This is a genomic window from Pseudomonas brenneri, from assembly GCF_007858285.1.
Classification (GTDB): Bacteria; Pseudomonadota; Gammaproteobacteria; order Pseudomonadales; family Pseudomonadaceae; genus Aquipseudomonas; species Aquipseudomonas brenneri.
Genome location: NZ_VFIL01000011.1, coordinates 66063 through 88297, shown reverse-complemented (window position 1 = coordinate 88297; position 22235 = coordinate 66063). Strand labels below are relative to the sequence as shown.

The 22235-nt window shown below is 61.0% G+C and carries 22 protein-coding genes; 14 read left to right on the top strand and 8 right to left on the bottom strand.

Annotation, left to right across the window (positions count from 1 at the left end; genetic code table 11):
• Positions 1 to 54: 54 nt before the first annotated feature.
• The 3 genes from FJD34_RS22485 to FJD34_RS22475 form a co-directional block, all read right to left on the bottom strand.
• Entirely contained in the window at positions 55 to 1029 is a 975-nt protein-coding gene (locus FJD34_RS22485) for a serine/threonine protein kinase (protein ID WP_032858595.1), read from the bottom strand.
• Between the two features lie 176 nt (positions 1030 to 1205).
• On the bottom strand, positions 1206 to 1970 hold the full coding sequence (locus FJD34_RS22480; protein WP_090292228.1) for a TOBE domain-containing protein: 765 nt from the start codon (positions 1968 to 1970) through the stop codon (positions 1206 to 1208).
• Positions 1971 to 2035: 65 nt separating this feature from the next.
• Positions 2036 to 2773, bottom strand: a complete 738-nt coding sequence (locus FJD34_RS22475; protein WP_032858592.1) for a ComF family protein — start codon at positions 2771 to 2773, stop codon at positions 2036 to 2038.
• Positions 2774 to 2865: 92 nt separating this feature from the next.
• On the opposite strand from FJD34_RS22475, the gene bioB reads away from it, so the two are divergent.
• The 10 genes from bioB (at position 2866) to FJD34_RS22425 (ending at position 15228) form a co-directional block, all read left to right on the top strand.
• Positions 2866 to 3921, top strand: coding sequence for a biotin synthase BioB (gene bioB, locus FJD34_RS22470; RefSeq protein ID WP_029296913.1), 1056 nt, complete (start codon positions 2866 to 2868; stop codon positions 3919 to 3921).
• Between the two features lie 145 nt (positions 3922 to 4066).
• On the top strand, positions 4067 to 5245 hold the full coding sequence (bioF, locus tag FJD34_RS22465) for an 8-amino-7-oxononanoate synthase (RefSeq protein ID WP_065942688.1): 1179 nt from the start codon (positions 4067 to 4069) through the stop codon (positions 5243 to 5245).
• Positions 5238 to 5969 (top strand): alpha/beta fold hydrolase, encoded by a 732-nt coding sequence (locus tag FJD34_RS22460; protein ID WP_090292226.1) that lies wholly within the window; start codon positions 5238 to 5240, stop codon positions 5967 to 5969. The genes bioF and FJD34_RS22460 overlap by 8 nt, the downstream gene beginning before the upstream one ends.
• Positions 5962 to 6774, top strand: coding sequence for a malonyl-ACP O-methyltransferase BioC (gene bioC, locus FJD34_RS22455; RefSeq protein WP_090292224.1), 813 nt, complete (start codon positions 5962 to 5964; stop codon positions 6772 to 6774). Before FJD34_RS22460 ends, bioC begins: the two co-directional genes overlap by 8 nt.
• Positions 6771 to 7451: a dethiobiotin synthase gene (gene bioD / locus FJD34_RS22450; protein ID WP_032858585.1), complete on the top strand. Its 681-nt coding sequence runs from the start codon at positions 6771 to 6773 to the stop codon at positions 7449 to 7451. Before bioC ends, bioD begins: the two co-directional genes overlap by 4 nt.
• Before the next feature lie 107 nt (positions 7452 to 7558).
• Entirely contained in the window at positions 7559 to 7840 is a 282-nt protein-coding gene (locus tag FJD34_RS22445) for a hypothetical protein (RefSeq protein WP_029296904.1), read from the top strand.
• Positions 7841 to 8126: 286 nt separating this feature from the next.
• A complete protein-coding gene (locus tag FJD34_RS22440; protein ID WP_029296902.1) occupies positions 8127 to 9932 on the top strand; it encodes a phenylacyl-CoA dehydrogenase in 1806 nt (601 codons plus the stop codon).
• A gap of 207 nt (positions 9933 to 10139) precedes the next feature.
• The gene (locus tag FJD34_RS22435; RefSeq protein ID WP_032858583.1) at positions 10140 to 11432 is read left to right on the top strand and encodes a GGDEF domain-containing protein; all 1293 of its coding nucleotides are present in this window, start codon (positions 10140 to 10142) and stop codon (positions 11430 to 11432) included.
• 90 nt (positions 11433 to 11522) lie between these two features.
• Positions 11523 to 13307 carry an acyl-CoA dehydrogenase C-terminal domain-containing protein gene (locus FJD34_RS22430; protein ID WP_090292222.1) on the top strand — a complete coding sequence of 595 codons (1785 nt, stop codon included), beginning with the start codon at positions 11523 to 11525 and terminating at the stop codon, positions 13305 to 13307.
• Between the two features lie 142 nt (positions 13308 to 13449).
• A complete protein-coding gene (locus FJD34_RS22425) occupies positions 13450 to 15228 on the top strand; it encodes an acyl-CoA dehydrogenase C-terminal domain-containing protein (protein ID WP_032858580.1) in 1779 nt (592 codons plus the stop codon).
• Positions 15229 to 15454: 226 nt separating this feature from the next.
• On the opposite strand, the gene FJD34_RS22420 is transcribed toward FJD34_RS22425, so the two are convergent.
• Positions 15455 to 16375: a LysR family transcriptional regulator gene (locus FJD34_RS22420; RefSeq protein ID WP_032858579.1), complete on the bottom strand. Its 921-nt coding sequence runs from the start codon at positions 16373 to 16375 to the stop codon at positions 15455 to 15457.
• Between the two features lie 206 nt (positions 16376 to 16581).
• On the opposite strand from FJD34_RS22420, the gene FJD34_RS22415 reads away from it, so the two are divergent.
• The 4 genes from FJD34_RS22415 (at position 16582) to FJD34_RS22400 (ending at position 19022) form a co-directional block, all read left to right on the top strand.
• A complete protein-coding gene (locus tag FJD34_RS22415; RefSeq protein ID WP_090292220.1) occupies positions 16582 to 17862 on the top strand; it encodes an aspartate aminotransferase family protein in 1281 nt (426 codons plus the stop codon).
• 233 nt (positions 17863 to 18095) lie between these two features.
• The gene (locus FJD34_RS22410) at positions 18096 to 18461 is read left to right on the top strand and encodes a type II toxin-antitoxin system RelE/ParE family toxin (protein WP_032858575.1); all 366 of its coding nucleotides are present in this window, start codon (positions 18096 to 18098) and stop codon (positions 18459 to 18461) included.
• Positions 18445 to 18765, top strand: coding sequence for a helix-turn-helix domain-containing protein (locus FJD34_RS22405; protein ID WP_032858574.1), 321 nt, complete (start codon positions 18445 to 18447; stop codon positions 18763 to 18765). The genes FJD34_RS22410 and FJD34_RS22405 overlap by 17 nt, the downstream gene beginning before the upstream one ends.
• A gap of 98 nt (positions 18766 to 18863) precedes the next feature.
• Positions 18864 to 19022 carry a YqaE/Pmp3 family membrane protein gene (locus FJD34_RS22400; protein ID WP_032858573.1) on the top strand — a complete coding sequence of 53 codons (159 nt, stop codon included), beginning with the start codon at positions 18864 to 18866 and terminating at the stop codon, positions 19020 to 19022.
• A 4-nt stretch (positions 19023 to 19026) separates the two neighbouring features.
• Here FJD34_RS22400 and pqqE read toward each other — a convergent pair whose 3' ends face one another.
• The 4 genes from pqqE to pqqB all read right to left on the bottom strand — a co-directional run bounded on the left by pqqE (position 19027) and on the right by pqqB (position 22194).
• The gene (gene pqqE, locus FJD34_RS22395; RefSeq protein ID WP_229752130.1) at positions 19027 to 20157 is read right to left on the bottom strand and encodes a pyrroloquinoline quinone biosynthesis protein PqqE; all 1131 of its coding nucleotides are present in this window, start codon (positions 20155 to 20157) and stop codon (positions 19027 to 19029) included.
• Positions 20150 to 20425, bottom strand: coding sequence for a pyrroloquinoline quinone biosynthesis peptide chaperone PqqD (pqqD, locus tag FJD34_RS22390; RefSeq protein WP_032858571.1), 276 nt, complete (start codon positions 20423 to 20425; stop codon positions 20150 to 20152). Before pqqD ends, pqqE begins: the two co-directional genes overlap by 8 nt.
• On the bottom strand, positions 20422 to 21174 hold the full coding sequence (pqqC, locus tag FJD34_RS22385) for a pyrroloquinoline-quinone synthase PqqC (protein ID WP_032858569.1): 753 nt from the start codon (positions 21172 to 21174) through the stop codon (positions 20422 to 20424). Before pqqC ends, pqqD begins: the two co-directional genes overlap by 4 nt.
• 108 nt (positions 21175 to 21282) lie before the next feature.
• Entirely contained in the window at positions 21283 to 22194 is a 912-nt protein-coding gene (gene pqqB / locus FJD34_RS22380; protein ID WP_032858567.1) for a pyrroloquinoline quinone biosynthesis protein PqqB, read from the bottom strand.
• Between the last annotated feature and the right edge of the window lie 41 nt (positions 22195 to 22235).

The window sequence follows — 22235 nt, the reverse complement described above, 5'->3', positions numbered from 1 at the left end:
GAACGCCGCCCGGAGACAAGCTCGCTCCTACATGCTGAGCGCGCGTGATTTCATTTAAAACAACTTCAACGGTTCTTCGTTAAGCGCCGACAATTGCTCGCGCAGCGCCAGCACCTGGTCGCCCCAATACCGCTCGCTGCCAAACCACGGGAAACTGTGGGGGAACGCCGGGTCATCCCAGCGCCGTGCCAGCCACGCGCTGTAATGCATCAGGCGCAAGGCGCGCAAGGGTTCGATCAGCGCCAGCTCGCGAGGGTCGAAATCGTGGAACTCCTGGTAGCCGTCCATCAGTTCCGACAGTTGCCCCAGGCATTCCTGGCGATCACCGGCGAGCATCATCCACAAATCCTGCACCGCCGGGCCCATGCGGCAGTCGTCGAGGTCGACGATATGGAACATCTCGTCGCGGCACATCATGTTGCCGGGGTGGCAGTCGCCGTGCATGCGGATGTTCTTGTGCGGCGTGGCGCTGTACACGTCTTCCACGCGCTTGAGCAGGTCGCGGGCTACGGACTCGTAGGCGGGCAACAGGCTCTTGGGAATGAAATTGCCTTCGAGCAGGGTGTTCAGGGAGTCATGGCCGAAGTTCTTCACGCCCAGGGCTTCGCGGTGTTCGAAGGGACGGGTGGCACCGACCGCATGCAAGCGTCCGAGCAACTGCCCGAGGCGGTACAACTGATCAAGATTGCCCGGCTCCGGCGCCCGGCCACCACGGCGGGGAAACAGGGTGAAACGAAAACCCGCGTGTTCGAACAGGCTTTCGCCGTTATGGATCATCGGGGCCACGACCGGCACTTCGCACTCGGCCAGTTCGAAGGTGAAGCGGTGTTCTTCGAGGATCGCCTCGTTGGTCCAGCGCTGGGGCCGGTAGAACTTGGCGATCAGCGGTTCGCTGTCTTCGATGCCGACCTGATAGACGCGGTTTTCGTAGCTGTTGAGCGCCAATACGCGGGCGTCGCTGAGGAAGCCGATGCTTTCGACAGCGTCAAGAACCAGGTCGGGGGTCAATGTTTCAAACGGGTGGGCCATGCGAACTCCTGCGCGCAGCAGGTCGCCGCGTCCGGCCGGGTATGGTAGCGCACCGGGCTGGAGATAGGTGGTGTGTGTACTATCGCCTTCGCGAGCAAGCCCGCTCCCACAATGTTTCTGTGTACACCGGTCAAATGTGGGAGCGGGCTTGCCCGCGATGAGGCCCTAAAGATCACCTAAACCGGCGTGCCCAACAGCACATTGCTCGGCGCAAACTGCACCTGTACCAGCGTGCCTTCACCCGCCCCCAGCGCCTTGAGCTGCTCGGGCGCCGCCAGTGCACACAGCACCAGCCCATTCGGCAAGACAATGCGCACCTCACTGGGACCATCATCGGCATCAAGAATGGCCTCGACCACGCCGCCCATGCAGTTAAATCCAGGCTCAGGTGCCAGGTCCGCCGCGATCAACTCCAGCCAGCCGGCCTTGATCAGCGCGACCACCTCAGTGCCAATTTCCAGCTCCAGGCGCAGGGTGCTGTCATGGGTGATCTGTGCATCAAGGGTCAGGCCACCGGCCAGTTCCAGGCGCACCCGATCATTACGGCCATGGCTATCGATGGTGATCACCTGGCCATGCAATTGGTTACGCGCGCTGGTGCGCAGCATCAGGCGGCCCAGCAGGTTGAAGTCGCTGGCGTCTTCAGCGGCCTCCAGTACCTGGGCTTGCAGGGTTTGCAGGCGCTGATACAGGCGCAACACCCGCTCACCCTCTGCCGAGAGCCGCGCACCGCCGCCGCCCTTACCGCCGACGCTGCGTTCGACCAGGGGTTTTTGCGCCAGGTTGTTCAACTCATCGATGGCATCCCACGCGGCCTTGTAGCTTAAACCGGCGCTTTTCGCGGCGCGGGTAATGGAGCCCTGTTCGGCGATATGTTGCAGCAAGGCGATGCGCTGCGGGCGACGGACGATATGTTGGCTCAACAGAGACGGTAAAGGCATGGCGAACGGCTGCACACTGGCTTGGAATGCACAGGACGTTGCGGGCAGGCGTCGCCAGAGTCAAGTCATGTGCCGGGCTTGGGTGTGCGCGCCAGGCAATACACGTCGACCTGGCGCGCGCCGGCGTCCATCAGCAAGCGCGCCAGGCTGTGGGCGGTGGCGCCGGTGGTCAGCACATCATCCACCAGCGCCAGATGTTGGCCCTGGACCCGCGCGCCGGGTGCCAGGGCAAAGGCCTTGAGCAGGTTGCGCTGGCGCTGCTTGGCGTCCAGTTGCTGCTGGGCGATGGTGTCATGGGGGCGTAGCAGCGCCTGTTCATCCAGGGGCAGGTCGAGGTCCTGGCTCAGCCAACGGGCGAGCATGGCGGCCTGGTTGTAACCGCGTTGGCGCAAGCGTTTGGTGGCCATCGGCACCACCAGCAAGCGCTCGGGCCGTGACAGTTCGGCATTGTCGAAGCGATGTTGCAGGCATTCTCCCAACAGGCTCGCCAGCAAATGCCCCAGGGGCCATTTGCCCTGGTGCTTGAAGCGGCTGATCAGGCTGTCCACGGGAAAGTGGTAGGTCCACGGCGCCACCACTTGGTTGAACGCGGGCGGTGACCGCTGGCATTGGCCGCAGATCAGCCCGCTGGCTGGCAAGGGCAGGGCACACACCTGGCAGCCCTGTGTCAGCCACGGCAGGTCGATTTCGCAGGCGTTGCACAACGTCGCGGCCGAGTCAGTGGCTTCATCACAGATCAAACAGATTTGATTGCTTTTTAACCAGATGTAAACCTTGTGTTTGTAGTCAGGTTGACAGTGCATGAATCTTCCTTAAATATGCCGAGCATCCGTGTCGTGCCTGTGGGTATTGCCCTTCCCACAGCGCTTGCCCAAGCATAAACAAGGAATCGCCCATGAGCGCCAGCCTCACTGCCACCTTGCGTCACGACTGGTCTTTGGCCGAAGTCAAAGCCCTGTTCGTCCAGCCGTTCAATGACCTGCTGTTCCAGGCGCAGACCGTGCACCGCGCGCATTTCGATGCCAATCGGGTGCAGGTTTCCACGTTGCTGTCGATCAAGACCGGTGCCTGCCCGGAAGATTGCAAATATTGTCCGCAGTCGGGCCACTACAACACCGGCCTGGAAAAAGAAAAGCTGATGGAAGTGCAGAAAGTCCTCGAAGAGGCGGCACGTGCCAAGGCTATCGGCTCGACCCGCTTCTGCATGGGCGCCGCCTGGAAGCATCCATCGGCCAAAGACATGCCCTATGTGTTGCAGATGGTCAAAGGCGTGAAGGCCATGGGCCTGGAAACCTGCATGACCCTGGGTCGTCTGGACCAGGACCAGACCGAGGCCCTGGCCCAGGCAGGCCTGGACTACTACAACCACAACCTGGATACGTCGCCGGAGTTCTACGGCTCGATCATCACCACCCGCACCTATAGCGAGCGCCTGCAAACCCTGGCGTATGTGCGTGATTCGGGGATGAAGATCTGCTCGGGCGGCATCCTCGGCATGGGCGAATCCCTGGACGACCGCGCCAACCTGCTGATCCAGTTGGCCAACCTGCCGGAGCATCCGGAATCGGTGCCGATCAACATGCTGGTGAAGGTGGCGGGTACGCCGCTGGAGAATGCCGAGGATATCGATCCGTTCGACTTTATCCGCATGCTCGCCGTGGCGCGCATCCTGATGCCGCAATCCCATGTGCGCCTGTCCGCCGGCCGTGAAGCGATGAACGAGCAGATGCAGGCCCTGGCGTTCTTTGCCGGTGCCAACTCGATTTTCTACGGCGACAAATTGCTGACCACCGCCAACCCGCAGGCGGACAAGGACATGCAGCTGTTCTCACGCCTGGGCATCTTGCCGGAAGCCCGTGAAGAGCACGCCGATGAGGTCCACCAGGCGGCGATTGAGCAGGCGTTGGTCGAGCAGAAAAGTAGCGAGCAGTTCTACAACGCTGTCGTCTGATTGAAATGCCATCCAACTGTGGGAGTGGGCTTGCTCGCGATTGCACAGTGTCAGCTAACCCATATGTTGACTGACACACCGTCATCGCGAGCAAGCCCGCTCCCACATTTTTGATTGAGTTCAATCCCTTGAGTAAGAGGCCAGCATGTCTTTCGATCTCGCCGCGCGCCTCGCTGCCCGCCGTACCGATAATCTCTATCGCCAACGCCCGCTGTTGCAAAGCCCGCAAGGCCCGCAGGTGGTGGTGGACGGCCAGCCGTTATTGGCCTTTTGCAATAACGATTACCTGGGCCTGGCCAATCACCCACAAGTGATCGAAGCCTGGCAGGCTGGTGCTGCCCGTTGGGGCGTGGGCGGTGGCGCCTCACACTTGGTGGTCGGCCACAGCACGCCGCACCATGCGTTGGAGGAGGCATTGGCCGAATTCACCGGGCGCCCGCGTGCCTTGCTGTTCACCACCGGTTATATGGCCAACCTCGGCACCGTCACCGCGCTGGTGGGGCAGGGTGATACGGTGCTGGAAGACCGGCTCAACCACGCGTCCCTGCTGGACGCGGGTTTGCTGTCTGGTGCGCGGTTCAATCGTTATTTGCACAACGATGCGGCCAGCCTGGCCACACGCCTGGAAAAAGCCTGCGGCAATACCCTGGTGGTTACCGACGGCGTGTTCAGCATGGACGGTGACCTTGCCGACTTGCCGACCCTGGCCCGCGAAACACGGGCTAGGGGCGCCTGGCTGATGGTTGATGATGCCCACGGCTTCGGCCCGCTGGGCGCCAAGGGTGGTGGGATCGTCGAACATTTCGGCCTGAGCCAGGAAGATGTGCCGGTATTGGTCGGCACCCTGGGTAAGGCGTTCGGTACCGCGGGGGCGTTTGTTGCCGGCAGCGAGGAACTGATCGAAAGCCTGATCCAGTTTGCCCGCCCCTACATCTACACCACCAGCCAGCCGCCGGCGCTGGCCTGCGCCACCCTCAAAAGCCTGGAGTTGCTGCGCAGCGAACACTGGCGGCGTGAGCATTTGAATGCGTTGATCCGCCAGTTCCGCGAGGGTGCCGAGCAGATCGGCTTGGAGTTGATGGACAGCTTCACACCGATCCAGCCGATCATGATTGGCGACAGTGCTCGGGCGGTGCGTCTGTCGCAGATGCTGCGTGAGCGCGGGATCATGGTCACGGCAATCCGCCCGCCCACTGTGCCGGCTGGCAGTGCCCGTTTGCGCGTGACCTTGAGTGCCGCCCACAACGAGGCGCAGGTGCGACTATTGTTAGACGCACTGGACGAGTGTTTCCGCTTGTCAGGCCGGGAGTCCGACCATGCGTGACCGACTGATATTACTTCCCGGTTGGGGCCTGGGCGTATCGCCACTGGAACCCCTGGCTGCTGCCCTGCGTGGTCTGGATGAGCATCTGCGGGTGGATATCGAGCCGTTGCCAGCGCTCGCCGGCAGCGATCTTGATGAATGGCTCGACGAACTCGACGCCACCTTGCCAGATAACGTCTGGCTGGGCGGCTGGTCCCTGGGCGGGATGCTCGCGTCCGAGTTGGCGGCACGGCGCGGTGAACGCTGCTGCGGCTTGCTGACCTTGGCCAGCAACCCCTGTTTTGTTGCCCATGAGGGCTGGCCCAGCGCAATGCCGGCTGAGACCTTTGATGCGTTCCTGGCCGGTTGCCATGCCGACTCGCAAGTCACCCTCAAACGCTTCGGCTTGCTGTGTGCCAAGGGCACGCAAGACCCACGGGGCATTGCGCGCTTGCTGGTCAGCAGCGCGCCGGCTACCCCGTCCAGCATGTTGATGGCCGGCCTTGAACTGCTCGCACAACTGGACACCCGCGAGGCCTTGCAGGCTTTTCGTGGTCCGCAGTTGCATCTGTTTGCCGGCCTGGACGAGCTGGTGCCCTGTGAGGCGGCAACCGAGTTGCTGAAGTTGTTACCTGATGTTGAGATCGGCCTGATTGAACAAGCCGGCCACGCTTTCCTACTGGATAACCCCCATGGAGTGGCGGGGGCGATCCAGGCTTTCTTGCATGAGTGCGGTGATGACTGATTTGTCCCATCCTCCACTGCCGGGCGCCTTGCCCGACAAGCGCCAGGTCGCGGCGTCGTTTTCCAGGGCGGCGGCCAGTTATGACAGCGTTGCCCAGTTGCAGCGTGACGTCGGCGGCGAGTTGCTCAGGCGCTTGCCGTCGTCGCTACTGCCTGGGCGCTGGCTGGACCTGGGCTGCGGCACCGGGTATTTCAGTCGCGCATTGAATGGGGCGTTTCCCCAGAGCCAGGGCCTGGCGCTGGATATCGCCGAAGGTATGCTCCATCACGCGCGACCCTTGGGCGGTGCCGAGCATTTTATCGCCGGGGATGCCGAACGCTTGCCGTTACAGGATGGCCGTTGTGAGTTGATCTTCTCCAGCCTGGCGGTGCAGTGGTGCGCGGACTTCACCGCGGTGCTCAGTGAAGCCCGACGCGTATTGCAGCCTGGCGGGGTGCTGGCGTTTGCCAGCCTGTGCGTCGGTACGCTGGATGAGCTGCGCGAAAGCTGGCGGGCGGCGGACGGCCTGGTGCACGTCAATCGCTTTCGCCCGTTCAGTGCTTATCAACAGATGTGCGCCGCCAGTGGTTTGCGCGTGGTGAGCCTGGAACAGTGCCCCCACGTGCTGCATTACCCGGATGTGCGCAGCCTGACCCACGAATTGAAAGCATTGGGGGCGCACAATCTGAACCCGGGGCGCCCCGGTGGCTTGACGGGCCGGGCGCGGATTGTTGCACTGGTGCAGGCCTATGAGCAGTTCCGCCAGGCCCGGGGCCTGCCGGCAACCTATCAAGTTGTGTACGCCGTACTGGAGAAACCATTATGAGCGCTGCCTATTTCATCACTGGCACTGACACCGATGTCGGCAAGACCACCGTCGCCGCCGGCCTGCTGCACGCCGCCCGACAGGCCGGCAAGAGCACCGCCGCCGGCAAGCCTGTGGCCTCTGGGTGCGAAGTGACCAGCCGTGGCTTGCGCAACGCGGATGCCCTGGCCTTGCTGGCCGAGTGCTCGTTGCCGCTTACCTACGCCGAAGTCAATCCACTGGCCTTTGAACCCGCCATTGCGCCGCACCTGGCGGCCCGTGAAGCCGGTGTGGCGCTGACTGTGCAAGCCTTGCTCAAGCCGATGCAACATATCCTCGGCAAGCAAGCAGACTTCACCTTGATCGAAGGCGCAGGCGGCTGGCGCGTGCCGCTGGCCGACCAGGACAACCTGTCAGACTTGGCCAAGGCGCTCAAGCTGCCGGTGATTCTGGTGGTGGGCGTACGCCTGGGTTGCATCAGCCATGCCTTGTTGACCGCCGAAGCCATCGCCCGGGACGGTTTACCGTTGGCAGGATGGGTGGCCAATATCATCGACCCGAAGACCTCCCGTCTGGAAGAAAACCTCGCCACCTTGGCCGAACGCCTGCCCGCGCCATGCCTGGGGCGGGTGCCGAGGCTCAAGCAGCCCACGGCCGAAGCGGTGGCCGAGTACCTGCAATTGGACTTGCTTGATTAGTTTTTCCTAGCGATAAGGCATTATGCCATTAGTGTTATTGACGGGCCTTTTGCCAGATTGTCTGCTTCAATAAGGATTCACGATTTATTGCAAGGCAGGTTCACGCCATGGAAATCTCTGGAAGCAGTGCGTTTTATTCAGGCCTGAGCACGATTCAGGCCGGGCAAAACCGCGTCGACCAGGCCGCCGGCAAAATCGCCAGTGCTGCCACCAGCCAGCCTTCGGATGCGCAGAATGACCGCTTGCAGGCGGTCAATCGCGGCCAGCCGACCAGCTCCGCAAGCAATATGGTGGAACTGGCTGAAGGCAAGCTTCAAGTGGAGCTGGGTGCGAAAGTCGCCAAGGCTTCCGACGAAATGCTCGGCACGTTGATCGACACCTACGCCTGATCCCCCCGATTCTCCTGTAGGAGCCGGCTTGCCGGCGATTGCGGCGTGCCAGACACACCGCTATCGCCGGCAAGCCGGCTCCTACATTTATCTCCCGTTGAAATTCTGTGCGGCATCACGCTGCAGGCCTCGTCGCGCCTGGCGTTGACCTGCGTCATGACAAACGGCATCTGCTGGGCGCTTGACAAGGATTGGTCGTAAACGTATGTTTCAAACAACTGTTTGACCGCTACAACAAATCCACGCGGTTGTTCATTCCAGGATTCATCAGCAGAGGTTTATCGCTATGCCTGACTACAAGGCCCCCTTGCGTGATATTCGCTTCGTTCGTGACGAACTGCTCGGCTACGAAGCGCACTATCAGAGTCTGCCGGCTTGCCAGGACGCTACCCCAGACATGGTTGACGCCATTCTCGAAGAAGGCGCCAAGTTTTGTGAGCAAGTGCTGGCCCCGTTGAACCGCGTCGGTGACATCGAAGGGTGCACCTGGAGCGAGTCAGGCGTTAAAACCCCTACTGGTTTCAAAGAAGCCTACAAGCAATTCGTCGAAGGCGGCTGGCCGAGCCTGGCCCACGACGTGGCGCACGGCGGCCAAGGCCTGCCGGAATCCCTGGGCCTGGCTGTCAGCGAGATGGTCGGTGAAGCCAACTGGTCGTGGGGCATGTACCCAGGCCTGTCCCATGGCGCGATGAACACCATTTCCGAGCACGGTACCCCCGAGCAGCAAGACGCCTACCTGACCAAACTGGTCTCGGGCGAGTGGACCGGCACCATGTGCCTGACCGAACCGCACTGCGGCACCGACCTGGGCATGCTGCGCACCAAGGCCGAGCCTCAGGCCGACGGCTCCTACAAAGTCTCCGGGACCAAGATCTTCATCTCGGCCGGTGAGCACGACATGGCCGACAACATCGTCCACATCGTACTGGCCCGCCTGCCGGATGCTCCGGCTGGCACCAAAGGTATTTCGCTGTTTATCGTGCCTAAGTTCCTGCCCAACGCCGATGGTTCGGTGGGTGAGCGCAACGCGGTGTCCTGTGGCTCCCTGGAACACAAGATGGGCATCCATGGCAACGCCACCTGCGTGATGAACTTCGACGCGGCCACCGGTTACCTGATCGGCCCGGCGAACAAAGGCCTGAACTGCATGTTCACCTTTATGAACACCGCTCGCCTGGGTACCGCGCTGCAAGGCCTGTCCCATGCCGAGATCGGTTTCCAGGGTGGCCTGAAATATGCGCGTGACCGCCTGCAGATGCGTTCCCTGACTGGCCCGAAAGCGCCGGACAAGGCCGCTGACCCGATCATCGTCCACCCGGACGTGCGTCGTATGCTGCTGACCATGAAAGCCTTCGCCGAAGGCAACCGTGCGATGGTGTACTTCACTGCCAAGCAAGTAGACATCGTCAAGTACGGCACCGACGACGAAGCCAAGAAACAGGCTGATGGCCTGCTGGCGTTCATGACTCCAATCGCCAAGGCGTTCATGACCGAAGTCGGTTTTGAATCCGCCAACCACGGCGTACAGATCTACGGTGGCCACGGCTTCATCGCCGAGTGGGGCATGGAGCAGAACGTTCGCGACAGCCGCATCTCGATGCTGTACGAAGGCACCACCGGCATCCAGGCGCTGGACCTGCTCGGCCGTAAAGTGCTGATGACCCAGGGCGAAGCGCTCAAGGGCTTCACCAAGATCGTGCACAAGTTCTGCCAGGCCAACGAAGGCAACGCAGCGGTCAGCGAGTTCGTCGCACCGCTGGCGGCACTGAACAAGGAATGGGGCGAGTTGACCATGAAGGTCGGCATGGCTGCCATGAAGGACCGTGAAGAAGTCGGTGCCGCCTCCGTGGACTACCTGATGTACTCCGGTTATGCCTGCCTGGCTTACTTCTGGGCCGACATGGCGCGCCTGGCTGCCGAAAAACTGGCTGCCGGCACCAGCGAAGAAGGCTTCTACACCGCCAAGCTGCAGACTGCGCGCTTCTACTTCCAGCGCATCCTGCCGCGTACCCGCACCCACGTAGCAACCATGCTGTCGGGTGCCAACAACCTGATGGACATGAAAGAAGAGAACTTCGACCTGGGCTACTAAGCCCCGGCGGGTTCACTGCCAAGCCGCCGCTCTTTCGGGAGCGGCGGCTTTTTTGTGGACGGGTGAAAAAACCTGAGTGGCGCGCTCAGGGATTACGCCTTGCTGCCGTTACAGTGATGGCAATGTGATGCAGGTCACATTGAATGTGCTTAACTGTGAACAGTGAAGGCACTGTGCCATCTTTTTTTGTGGGTCGGAGCTTTACCCTTGTCGCGCGCGTCTGCTGTACGTTTCAGTCATTTCCTACCATCGTTGCTGTTATTGCTGGCGGGGTTGTCGGCTGCTTACGTCAAGGACCTCAACGTCTTCTTCACCTCCTTGTTCAACGTCCTGCCGACCCTGGTGTTGCTGCTGGGCGGTGCCTATTGCGCGGTGTACCGCAGGCAGCGTGAGCTGTTCCTGATGATTACCGTGTACGTCGCCTACTTCTTGCTGGATACCCAGACGGATTTCTACCGCGACCATGGCCGCGTGCGTGAAGACGCCGCCGTGGTGTTTCATCTGGTGTGCCTGCTCCTGCCGATGTTGTTCAGCATCTATGCACTCTGGCAGGAGAAGACTCACTTGTTCCGCGACTTTGTCGCACGCTGCGCGGTGCTGCTTGCCGTAGGCAGCGTGGCCTTGGGCCTGGAGCAGAGTTATCCGGGGCCGTTGCTCAACTGGCTGGCGGAGATTCGCTGGCCTGCGTTGCATGGCGCGTGGATGAGTCTGATCCAGCTGTCGTACCCGATGTTCCTGCTGGGTTTTGTCGCACTGGCAGCCCAGTACTGGCGTGAGCCTCGGCCGTTGCATGCCGCGCAGTTGGTGGGGTTGCTGGGGATGTTCTGGATGTTGCCGCAGACTTTTATCCTGCCGTTCACCCTGAACATCATGTGCAGCCAGGTGATGTTGATGATCGCCGCGGGTGTGGCCCATGAGGCCTATCAGATGGCCTTTCGCGATGAACTCACCGGCCTGCCGGGGCGCCGCGCCCTCAACGAGCGCATGCAGCGCCTGGGGCGCAACTATGTGCTGGCGATGAGCGACGTCGATCACTTCAAGCGTTTCAACGACACCCACGGCCACGACGTTGGCGACCAGGTGCTACGGCTGGTGGCCAGCAAGCTGTCGAAAGTCAGCGGCGGTGGCCGGGCCTATCGGTATGGCGGCGAAGAGTTTGCCGTGGTGTTTGCCGGCAAGACCCTGGATGAATGCCTGCCGCACCTGGAAGAAATTCGCGAGATCATCGCCAATTACCACATCAAGTTGCGCAACCAGGACAACCGCCCCCAGGACGATCACCAGGGGCGTCAGCGCCGTTCGGGTGGCGGTGATTCCAGCGTGTCGGTGACCGTGAGCATCGGCGTCGCCGAGCGCCAGGCCGAGCAACGCACCCCGGAAGAAGTGCTCAAGTCCGCGGACCAGGCGCTGTACAACGCCAAGGGCGCCGGGCGTAACTGCGTGGTGGCCGCCGGCCAGAACCGCCGTGGCGCGGTGCGTATGCAGGGCGCTGCCGGTTGAGTGATGGCGGTGTATTCAGCGCCTGTACAGTGATTGTCCAGGGCCATCGGCAGCAGTAGGTTGAAGCCATCTGCCGCCGGAGACATCACCATGCCTGCCTATAAAGCTCCCCTGCGCGACATGCGCTTTCTGATCGATCACGTGTTTGACTTCCCTGCTCATTACGCTGCCCTGGGGGCCACCGAGGCCAGCCCGGATATGGTCAGCGCGATCCTCGAAGAGGGCGCCCGGTTCTGCGAAAACGTGCTGGCCCCGTTGAACCGTCCAGGTGATGAAGAGGGCTGCCATTTTGACAACGGCGTGGTGACCACACCCAAAGGTTTCAAGGAAGCCTTCGCGCAATACGTCGGGGGCGGCTGGCATGGCCTGGCAGCGGATCCGGCCTACGGCGGCCAAGGTCTGCCGTCTTCCCTGGGCTTGGTGCTCAGCGAGATGATCGGCTCCAGCAACACCTCCTGGGGCATGTACCCTGGCCTGACCCACGGTGCCATGTCGGCGATTCACGCCCACGGCACCGCAGAGCAGAAAGACACCTACCTGAGCAAACTCACCGCCGGACAGTGGACGGGCACCATGTGCCTGACCGAAGCCCACTGTGGCACCGACCTTGGCATCATCAAGACCCGCGCTGTGCCCCAGGCCAACGGCAGCTATGCGGTGACCGGTAGCAAGATCTTCATCTCTGCCGGCGAGCACGACATGAGTGAAAACATCATCCACCTGGTGTTGGCCAAGTTGCCGGACGCGCCTGCTGGCACCAAGGGGATTTCGCTGTTTATCGTGCCCAAGTTCCTCGCCGATTCCGGCGCGCGCAATGGGGTCAGTTGCGGCTCCATCGAGCACAAGATGGGGATCAAGGCCTCGGCCACCTGCGTGCTGAATTTCGATGGTGCCGAGGGCTACCTGATCGGTGAGGCCAACAAGGGCCTGAACTGCATGTTCACCATGATGAACCATGCGCGCCTGGGCACGGGCATGCAGGGGTTGTGCCTGGGTGAAGCGAGCTTCCAGGGCGCGATCAAGTACGCCAACGACCGTCTGCAGATGCGCGCCCTGACGGGCGCCAAGGCCCCGGAAAAACCGGCGGACCCGATCATCGTGCATCCCGATGTGCGGCGCATGTTGCTGACCATGAAGGCCTTCAATGAAGGTAACCGCGCCCTGACGTACTTCACCGCACAACTGCTGGATACCGCGCACCTGAGCGACGACCCGCAGCAGCGCCAGCAGGCTGAGGATCTGTTGGCGTTCCTCACCCCGATCTGCAAAGCCTTTATGACGGAAACCGGCCTGGAGGTGACCAACCACGGCATGCAGGTGTTTGGCGGCCACGGGTTTATCCGCGAATGGGGCATGGAACAGTTGGTGCGCGACTGTCGGATCGCACCGATCTATGAAGGCACCAACGGCATCCAGGCCCTGGATTTGCTGGGGCGCAAGGTGCTGGGCAGCCAAGGCAAGCTGCTGCGCGGCTTTACCAAAATCGTGCATAAGTTTTGTGCGGCGAATGCCGAGCATCCACAACTCAAGGCCCAGGTCGCGCAGCTCAATGAGTTGAACCAGCAATGGGGCGAGTTGACGACCAAGGTCGGCATGGCCGCGATGAAAAACCCCGATGAAGTCGGTGCTGCGGCCCTGGATTACTTGATGTACAGCGGCTACATCATCCATGCCTACCTGTGGCTACGCATGGCGCTGGTGGCCCAGGCGCAGTTGGATGCAGGCCAGGGCGATGCGGACTACGCCCGTGGCAAGTTGGCGACCTGCGAGTTTTACTTCAAGCGTCTGTTGCCGCGCACCAGTGCCCATCGTGCGGCGGTGGAGGCGGGCAGTGATTGCTTGATGAGTCTGCCTGCCGAGATGTTCGCCCTGTAGCGGTAGGAGTGAGGGTTGCGTGACTGAAAAATACTTGTCGGTCACAAGCAGACCCTATGTGTCACAAAAGTTGTTCGGTTACACTCAGGGTCTGTGAAACCGATCCTACCGAATCACTTTTAACGTTCCTACGAGGTTTGCCATGGCTGACTACAAAGCGCCGCTGCGCGATATGCGCTTCGTCCTCAACGAAGTATTCGAGGTTGCCAAGCTGTGGGCGCAATTGCCGGCCCTGGCCGAGACCGTCGACGCCCAAACCGTCGAGGCAATCCTTGAAGAGGCTGGCAAAGTCACGGCCAAGACCATCGCCCCGCTGAGTCGCAACGGGGACGAGGAAGGTTGCCGCTGGGACAACGGCGTGGTCACCACCCCGGCCGGCTTCCCCGAAGCCTACAAGACTTATGCCGAAGGTGGCTGGGTGGGCGTAGGTGGCGATCCGGCCTACGGCGGCATGGGCATGCCCAAGGCCGTGTCGGCCCAGGTTGAAGAAATGATCAACTCATCGGGCCTGGCGTTTGGCTTGTACCCGATGCTAACGTCCGGCGCCTGCGTATCGATCAATACCCACGCCAGCGATGAACTTAAAGCCACCTACCTGCCGAATATGTACTCGGGCGTGTGGGCTGGTTCCATGTGCCTGACTGAACCTCATGCCGGCACCGACCTGGGGATTATTCGTACCAAGGCTGAGCCTCAGGCGGACGGTTCCTACAAGGTCAGCGGAACCAAGATCTTTATCACCGGTGGCGAACACGACCTCACCGAAAACATCATCCACCTGGTGCTGGCCAAGTTGCCGGACGCTCCAGCGGGGCCCAAGGGCATTTCGCTGTTCCTGGTGCCCAAGTTCATGGTCAATGCCGATGGCAGCCTGGGGGCACGTAACCCGGTGACCTGTGGTTCGATCGAACACAAGATGGGCATCCAGGCCTCCGCCACCTGTGTGATGAACTTCGACGAAGCCGTCGGCTACCTGGTGGGCGAGCCGAACCGTGGCCTGGCGGCGATGTTCACCATGATGAACTACGAGCGCCTGGGCGTCGGCATCCAGGGGCTGGCGACTGGCGAGCGCTCTTACCAGAACGCTGTGGAATACGCGCGTGATCGCCTGCAAAGCCGCTCGCCGACTGGCCCCAAGGCCAAGGACAAGATCGCCGACCCGATCATCAACCACCCTGATGTGCGGCGCATGTTGCTGACCATGAAGGCGGCGAACGAAGGCGGTCGTGCGTTCTCCACTTATGTGGCGATGCAACTGGACACCGCCAAGTTCAGCGAAGACGCCGCGACCCGCAAGCGCGCGGATGACCTGGTGGCGCTGCTGACCCCGGTTTCCAAGGCGTTCCTCACGGACCTGGGCCTGGAAACCACCGTGCACGGCCAACAGATTTTTGGCGGCCATGGCTATATTCGTGAGTGGGGCCAGGAGCAGTTGGTGCGTGACGTGCGTATCACCCAGATCTACGAAGGCACCAACGGCATCCAGGCGCTGGACTTGATGGGGCGCAAGATCGTTGGCAGCGGCGGGGCGTTCTACACCCTGTTCGCCGATGAGATCCGCCATTTCATCGCCACCGCAAGCAGCGACCTGGCCGAGTTCACCCAACCGCTGGGTGTTGCCGTCGATGAGCTCGATACCTTGACCGCTTGGGTGCTGGATCGCGCCAAGACCAACCCGAATGAAATCGGCGCGGCCTCGGTGGAGTATCTGCACGCTTTTGGCTACATGGCCTACGCCTACATGTGGGCACTGATGGCCAAGGCGGCCTTGGGTAAAGAAACCGAGGAAGATTTCTACGCCAGCAAACTGGGGACGGCGCGCTTCTACTTTGCCCGCCTGCTACCGCGAATTCACTCCCTGAGCGCCTCGGTGAAGGCCGGTAGTGAATCGCTGTTCTTGCTGGACGAAGCACAGTTCTAAGTGGGGAGGGCGTGTAAGCATTCTCTTACATGACGTGCTGCTAATCGTCCTCTATCGCAAGATTGGATCCACAGCTAATCTACTTCACATGGACGTCGCGCAGGAAGCGCAAAGCAACAACAGGGACACGTAGGATTCTGCCAGGATGGCGGAGTGAAATGGATGTCAGGGAAACAGTCTGCAAAGCCCCGCTTCGGCGGGGTTTTCTTATTGCCCGTGAAAAAGTTCAAGCCAGCCCGTCTACCGTGGCCGCCGGTCCATGCGGGCCATTCATCACGTCTTCGAGCAAGGTGCGCAGTAGTTCAAGCGTTGCCTGCTGCCTTTGTATATCCCGGCACACCAATCCGACCTTCAGCGGTACCCGTGGCTCACTCAAGGGTTTCCACAGGAGCGCCTGGCTGCTGTGTTCGTCCTGTGAGCGGCCGGGCAGAACGGTTGCCAGCCGGGTATGGGGCAGGCTGTCGAGAATCCCCACCATGGTGTTCAGTTCCGCCTGGACCTGTGGCCGGCGCCCCAGGTTCGCCAACTGCGCCTGCCAGATCTGCCTGACCTGGAACTCTTCCCCCAGTAACAGCATGGGCAACTCCGCCGCTTGCTTGAGGGAAACCTTCTTGAATTCACGCAAAGGATGGTCAGCCGGGATGACTACTTTCAGTTCATCTTCATACAGCAATACGCCGTGCAGACCGGGCTGACGCGCGGGCAGGTAACTGATGCCAATGTCCAGAGAACCATTGAGCAGGCGGCGTTCGATCTCCAGGCCCGTCAGTTCGTAGATCTGCACCACCAAGTGTGGCTGGGCTTTACGCACACGTTCGAGCATCTGCGGCACCAGGCTGGTATGCACGGTTTGCAGCACGCCGATGGCCAGGGTACGCAGCGCCTGGCCCTTGAAGTGTCGCAGGGCCTCGACGGCTTGCTGCATGCCATCGAGCAACGGCAGGGCGTGGTTGTACAACGTGTGGGCGGCCAGGGTCGGCAACAGGCGCTTGCTGCTGCGTTCGAACAGGCTCACGTCCAGGTGCTGCTCCAGCTGGCGGATCTGCTGTGACAGCGCCGGCTGGGAGATCGACAGGCGCTCTGCGGCCCGGCCGACATGGCCTTCTTCGTACACCGCGACGAAATAACGCAGTTGCTTGAAATCCATAAGTAACGCTTATCGAAAAAGCTGGAAAATCGAAATGGCTGTACGCCCTCAAGGCGCCTAGTCTAGCGCCTATTCAAAGGGCTTACAGGGCCAAGACGCGCGATGAATACCGTTTACAGTGATGGTGTTTACATAGGCAAGGCAAAAAACCACTGGCCGAGCTCCCGCCAACCTGAGGTTGCCAACCGCCTGTGGGGTGTGCAGGCATGAACCTGTTCAACCTGCGCCGCCCGGCACCCAGCCTGGATGATCTGCTACTGGACACGAAGCCCCCGATGCTGCGCGATGAGCTTTCCAGCCAATCCCTGATGCCGACCGTGGCCCGTCCGCCGCAGATTTTCGTACGTGGCCAGGGTTCCTGGCTGTGGGACAGCGAAGACCGTGCCTACCTGGACTTTACCCAGGGCGGTGCCGCCAACAGCCTCGGCCACAGCCCTTCGGTACTGGTGCGCGCATTGGCCGACCAGGCGCAGGCGCTTATCAACCCCGGCATAGGGCTGCACAACCGCAGCCAATTGAACCTGGTGGAGCGCCTGTGCCACAGCACTGGCAGCGACCAGGCCTACCTGCTCAACAGCGGTGCAGAAGCCTGCGAGGCGGCCATCAAGTTGGCGCGCAAGTGGGGCCAAGTGCACCGGGGCGGCGCCTATCGGATTATCACCGCGAGCAACGCCTGCCACGGCCGCAGCCTGACCACGCTGGCGGCCTCGGCGGGGGCTGGTGACAATCGTTTCGAACCGCAACTGCCGGGCTTTTGCCATGTGCCGTTCAACAATCTGCCAGCCTTGCATGCCGCAGTCGATGCGCAAACCGTGGCGATCATGCTGGAGCCGATCCAGGGCGAAGCCGGTGTCATCCCGGCCACCGAGCATTATCTCAAGGGGGTTGAGCGCTTGTGCCGGGAGCTGGGCATTTTGTTGATTCTCGACGAGGTGCAGACCGGGATGGGCCGCTGCGGCACCTTGCTGGCAGAAGAACGCTACGGCGTGCGCGCCGACATCGTCACCCTGGGCAAGGGGTTGGGCGGCGGGGTGCCATTGGCTGCCCTGCTGGCTCGCGGTAAAGCCTGCTGCTTTGAACTGGGTGAGCTGGAAGGTACCCATCACGGCAATGCCCTGATGGCTGCTGCTGGAGTTGCCGTGCTCGAAAGCGTGCTGAGCCACGACTTCCTCGAACACGTGCGTGATACCGGCCAGTACTTGGGCGAAGGCCTGGCGCGCCTTGCCCACCGCTACGGCCAGGGCGAACTGCGAGGGCATGGCCTGTTGTTGGGCCTGAGCTTGTCAGATGATTCGGCAGATGCGGTGGTAAAAGCGGCGCTTTATGAGGGCCTTATCCTCAATGCCCCACAACCCAACTGCCTGCGCTTTACCCCGGCACTGACGTTAAGCAAGAGCAATATCGACGAAATGCTACTGCGCCTGGCTCGCGCATTCTCCCGCGTGCAAAGCGCCCAACTGCAATGCCGCAAGGGCATCGCCGTTTAACCCTTTTTCCTGAACCGTCTCGCGGTATACGCAGCGCCTCCAGCTTGATTTTTTTGGTTGGGGGCGTTTTTTTGTGTGTCATTTCTGGATTGAAAAGGATGCTTGAGGCTTATCGAGAAAAATGGCTTTTTAGCGGGCACCGGCAGGGAGTGCCGGTAGGGCGCAAAGATTTTTTGTGAGCCCTATTTCTAATCTGTACCACTGGGTGGTATGTTTGTGGGGAAGGGATGCCTATGAAGCTGCGACTATTCAAAAGCCGGCATTTTGCTGATGCCGCCAGCAAGGCCTGGATCTGCGATTCGGAATTAGGAGAGGCATTTGGCGAAATGCTCAGGGGCCAGGCGGACAATCTGGGCGGTGGAGTCTGGAAGAAACGCCTCAATCACAACCGGCATCGTTCCATCGTCCTGGCGAAGGGCAGGCATTACTGGGTTTACCAGTTTCTGTTCGCCAAGCAAGATCAAAGCAATATCAGTCACAAGGAATTGACTGGGTTTCGGGCGTTGGCAAAGGCCTATGAAGGCTTAAACGAAATACAGATCCAGCAATTACTGGATCTCAGGGAGTTTGTGGAGATACATCATGACCAGAAAATATGAAAGCCAAGCGCTGGAGTCCATTCACCAATCGGCCAGCGCGCTGCATTCGATTGGCGCCATCAGCAAGACCACCCTTCGTGAATTCGATGAGCTGTGCATTGCGCCTGTACCGGCACAGATACCTGCCGACCAGATCAAGCAACTGCGCGAGCGCAGTCATGTCAGCCAACCGGTGTTCGCCCGTTACCTGAACACCAGCGCCTCGACAGTCAAGCAATGGGAATCCGGTGAGAAGCAGCCCAGCGGCATGGCGCTCAAGTTGCTGAGTATCGTGCAAAAGCATGGGTTGGATATCCTTGCCTGAGGAAGATGGCCCCGTGCCAGATTCTACTGAACCCTCGCGCACGCCCAGGGTCGATTAGCTGTACGGCTCACACGAGCCGATTTTTCGGAGCTGAACCCATGGATATCATTCGTATCATCATCGCCATTCTGGTGCCGCCACTGGGTGTGTTCCTGCAAGTGGGTTTCGCCGGCGCGTTCTGGCTGAATCTTCTGTTGACCCTGTGCGGCTACATCCCAGGCATCGTGCATGCGGTGTACATCATCGCCAAGCGCTGATCGGTCAGCCTTTGGCGATCAGCCGGGAGTTTCGCTCATTGCGAAAAGCCAGTTGCTCGATGGTCTGCGTGGCGTGTTCGGCTTCAAGACGGGCATTAAGGATGATGCCGTGGTCGGCGGATTTGCTGCACACCGGGTCAGCATTGCTGGCATCCCCCGTGAGCATGAACGCCTGGCAGCGGCAACCGCCGAAGTCCTTTTCCTTCTCGTCGCACGAGCGGCAGGGCTCGGGCATCCAGTCATAACCACGAAAGCGGTTGAAACCAAACGAGTCGTACCAGATGTGCTGCATGCTGTGATCGCGCACATTGGGAAACTGCACCGGCATTTGTCGGGCACCGTGACAAGGTAGGGCGGTGCCGTCTGGTGTGACTGTCAGAAAGATGCTGCCCCAACCATTCATGCAGGCCTTTGGGCGTTCCTCGTAATAGTCCGGCGTGACGAAAATCAGCTTGCACGGATGCCCTTCGGCTTCCAGCTTGGCGCGGTATTCGTTGGTGATGCGTTCGGCGCGGGTCAGTTGTTCCTGGGTTGGCAGCAGGCCAACGCGATTGAGTTGCGCCCAGCCGTAGAACTGGCAGGTAGCGAGTTCGACAAAATCTGCTTCAAGGGCGAGACACAGCTCGATGATGCGATCGATCTTGTCGATATTGTGTCTGTGGGTAACGAAATTCAGCACCATCGGATAGCCATGGGCTTTGACCGCCCGGGCCATTTCCAGCTTCTGCGCGAAAGCTTTTTTGGAGCCGGCCAGCAGGTTGTTCACCTGTTCGTCGCTGGCCTGGAAGCTGATCTGGATATGGTCCAGGCCCGCCTTCTTGAAGTCGCTGATCTTTTGCTCGGTCAGGCCGATACCGGAGGTGATCAGGTTGGTATAGAACCCCAGCTTGCGCGCTTCGCTGATCAGTTCGGCGAGGTCCTGGCGCACCAGCGGCTCACCACCGGAAAACCCCAGTTGTGCCGCGCCCATTTCCCGGGCCTCGCGAAACACCTTGATCCACTGTTCGGTGCTCAACTCTTTGCCCTGCTCGGCGAAGTCCAGCGGGTTGGAGCAGTACGGGCACTGCAACGGGCAGCGATAGGTCAGCTCGGCAAGCAACCATAGCGGCAGGCCAATCTCGGGCTTTTCAGGCAAGTTCGATCCAGTGCTCTGCACGCGCCACCTCCATGAATTGCTCGATGTCTTCACCGAGTTCGGGTACGCCGGGGAATTGCTGCTCCAGCTCGCCAATGATGGCCGCCACACTGCGCTCTCCGTCGATCAAGCCACCAATCAACGCGGCGCTGTCATTGAGCTTGATCATGCCTTCGGGGTACAGCAACACATGGCCCTTCTGCGCCGGCTCGTACTGGTAGCGGTAGCCCTGGCGCCAGGTCGGTTTTTTGCTGCGGTCGAAACTCATAGGGTGATCCCTTTATGCCAGACCCGCTGCGCAGTCACGCTGTGATAGGGCGGGCGGTTCAGTTCGTAGGCCATGCTCATGGCATCGAGCATGCTCCAAAGAATGTCGAGTTTGAACTGGAGAATCTCCAGCATCCGCTCCTGGCCGGCGCGGCTGGTATAGTGCGCAAGCGTGATCGCCAGCCCGTGCTCGACATCCCGTCGGGCTTGGCCCAGGCGGGTGCGGAAATACTCATAGCCGGCAGGATCGATCCACGGGTAATGCTGGGGCCAGCTGTCGAGGCGCGATTGGTGGATCTGTGGGGCAAACAGCTCGGTCAGCGAGCTGCTGGCGGCTTCCTGCCAACTGGCCCGGCGGGCGAAGTTGACGTAGGCATCCACGGCAAACCGCACGCCGGGCAGCACCAGTTCCTGGGAACGCAGTTGATCCGGGTCCAGGCCCACCGCCTGGCCCAGGCGCAGCCAGGCTTCGATGCCGCCGTCTTCGCCGGGGGCGCCGTCATGATCGAGCAGGCGCTGGATCCACTCGCGGCGGACTTCCCGATCCGGGCAGTTGGCAAGGATCGCGGCGTCCTTCAGTGGGATATTCACCTGGTAGTAGAACCGGTTGGCGACCCAGCCTTGGATCTGCTCGCGGGTGGCGCGGCCTTCATACATCGCCACGTGGTAGGGGTGATGGATATGGTAGAAGGCGCCTTTGGCTCGCAAGGCCTGTTCAAACTCGGCGGGGGTCAGCGGTGTATCGGTCATTGGGGCTCTCCGTTGTAGGAGCAAGCTTGCTCGCGATGGTCGTTAACGATGACGTGGGCATTGTGGATAAATGCGTTGCTCTTACGTTTTTCGCGAGCAAGCTCGCTCCTACAGTTTGATGCTCATGCCGTCGTAGGCTACTTCCACGTTGCGCCGCGCCAACTCGGCCCGTTCGGGCGAGTCCTCGTCGAGGATCGGGTTGGTGTTGTTGATGTGGATAAGCACCTTGCGCTGCTTGGGCAATTGCTCCAGCACTTGCAGCATGCCGCCGGGGCCGTTCTGTGCCAGGTGGCCCATTTCGCGGCCGGTACGGGTGCCGACGCCACGCCGTTGCATTTCATCGTCATCCCACATCGTGCCGTCCACCAGCAGGCAATCGCTGCCTGCCATGATCTCCAGCAACGGCGCGTCGACCTTGCCCAGGCCAGGGGCATAGAACAGCTTGCCGCCGGTGCGCAGGTCTTCGACGATCAAGCCGATATTGTCACCGGGGTGCGGGTCGAACCGATGGGGCGAGTAGGGCGGCGCAGCGCTGCGCAGGGGCAGCGGGGTGAAGCGCAGGTTGGGGCAGGCAGGGACGGTGAAGCTGGTATCCAGCTCGATGCGCTGCCAATCCAGGCCACCATTCCAGTGGGTCAGCATGGTGAACAATGGGAAACCGGTGCTCAGGTCTTCATGGACCATGTCGGTGCACCACACCTGGTGCGGGCAGCCTTCGCGCAGGCTGAGCAGGCCAGTGGTGTGGTCGATCTGGCTGTCCATCAGGATGATTGCGCTAATCCCGGTATCGCGCAGGGCTCGGCCCGGTTGCATCGGCGCAAAGCCCTGCAATTGGGCGCGGATATCCGGCGAGGCGTTGCACAGCACCCAATTCACGCCATCATCGGACAGGGCGATGGACGATTGGGTGCGCGCCTGGGCGCGCAGGCTGCCGTCGCGAAAGCCGGCGCAGTTCACGCAGTTGCAGTTCCACTGTGGGAACCCACCACCGGCAGCCGAACCTAGAATCTGGACAAACATCGCCGCTCCTTCACACAAGACTCAAAATAAAAACGCCCCGG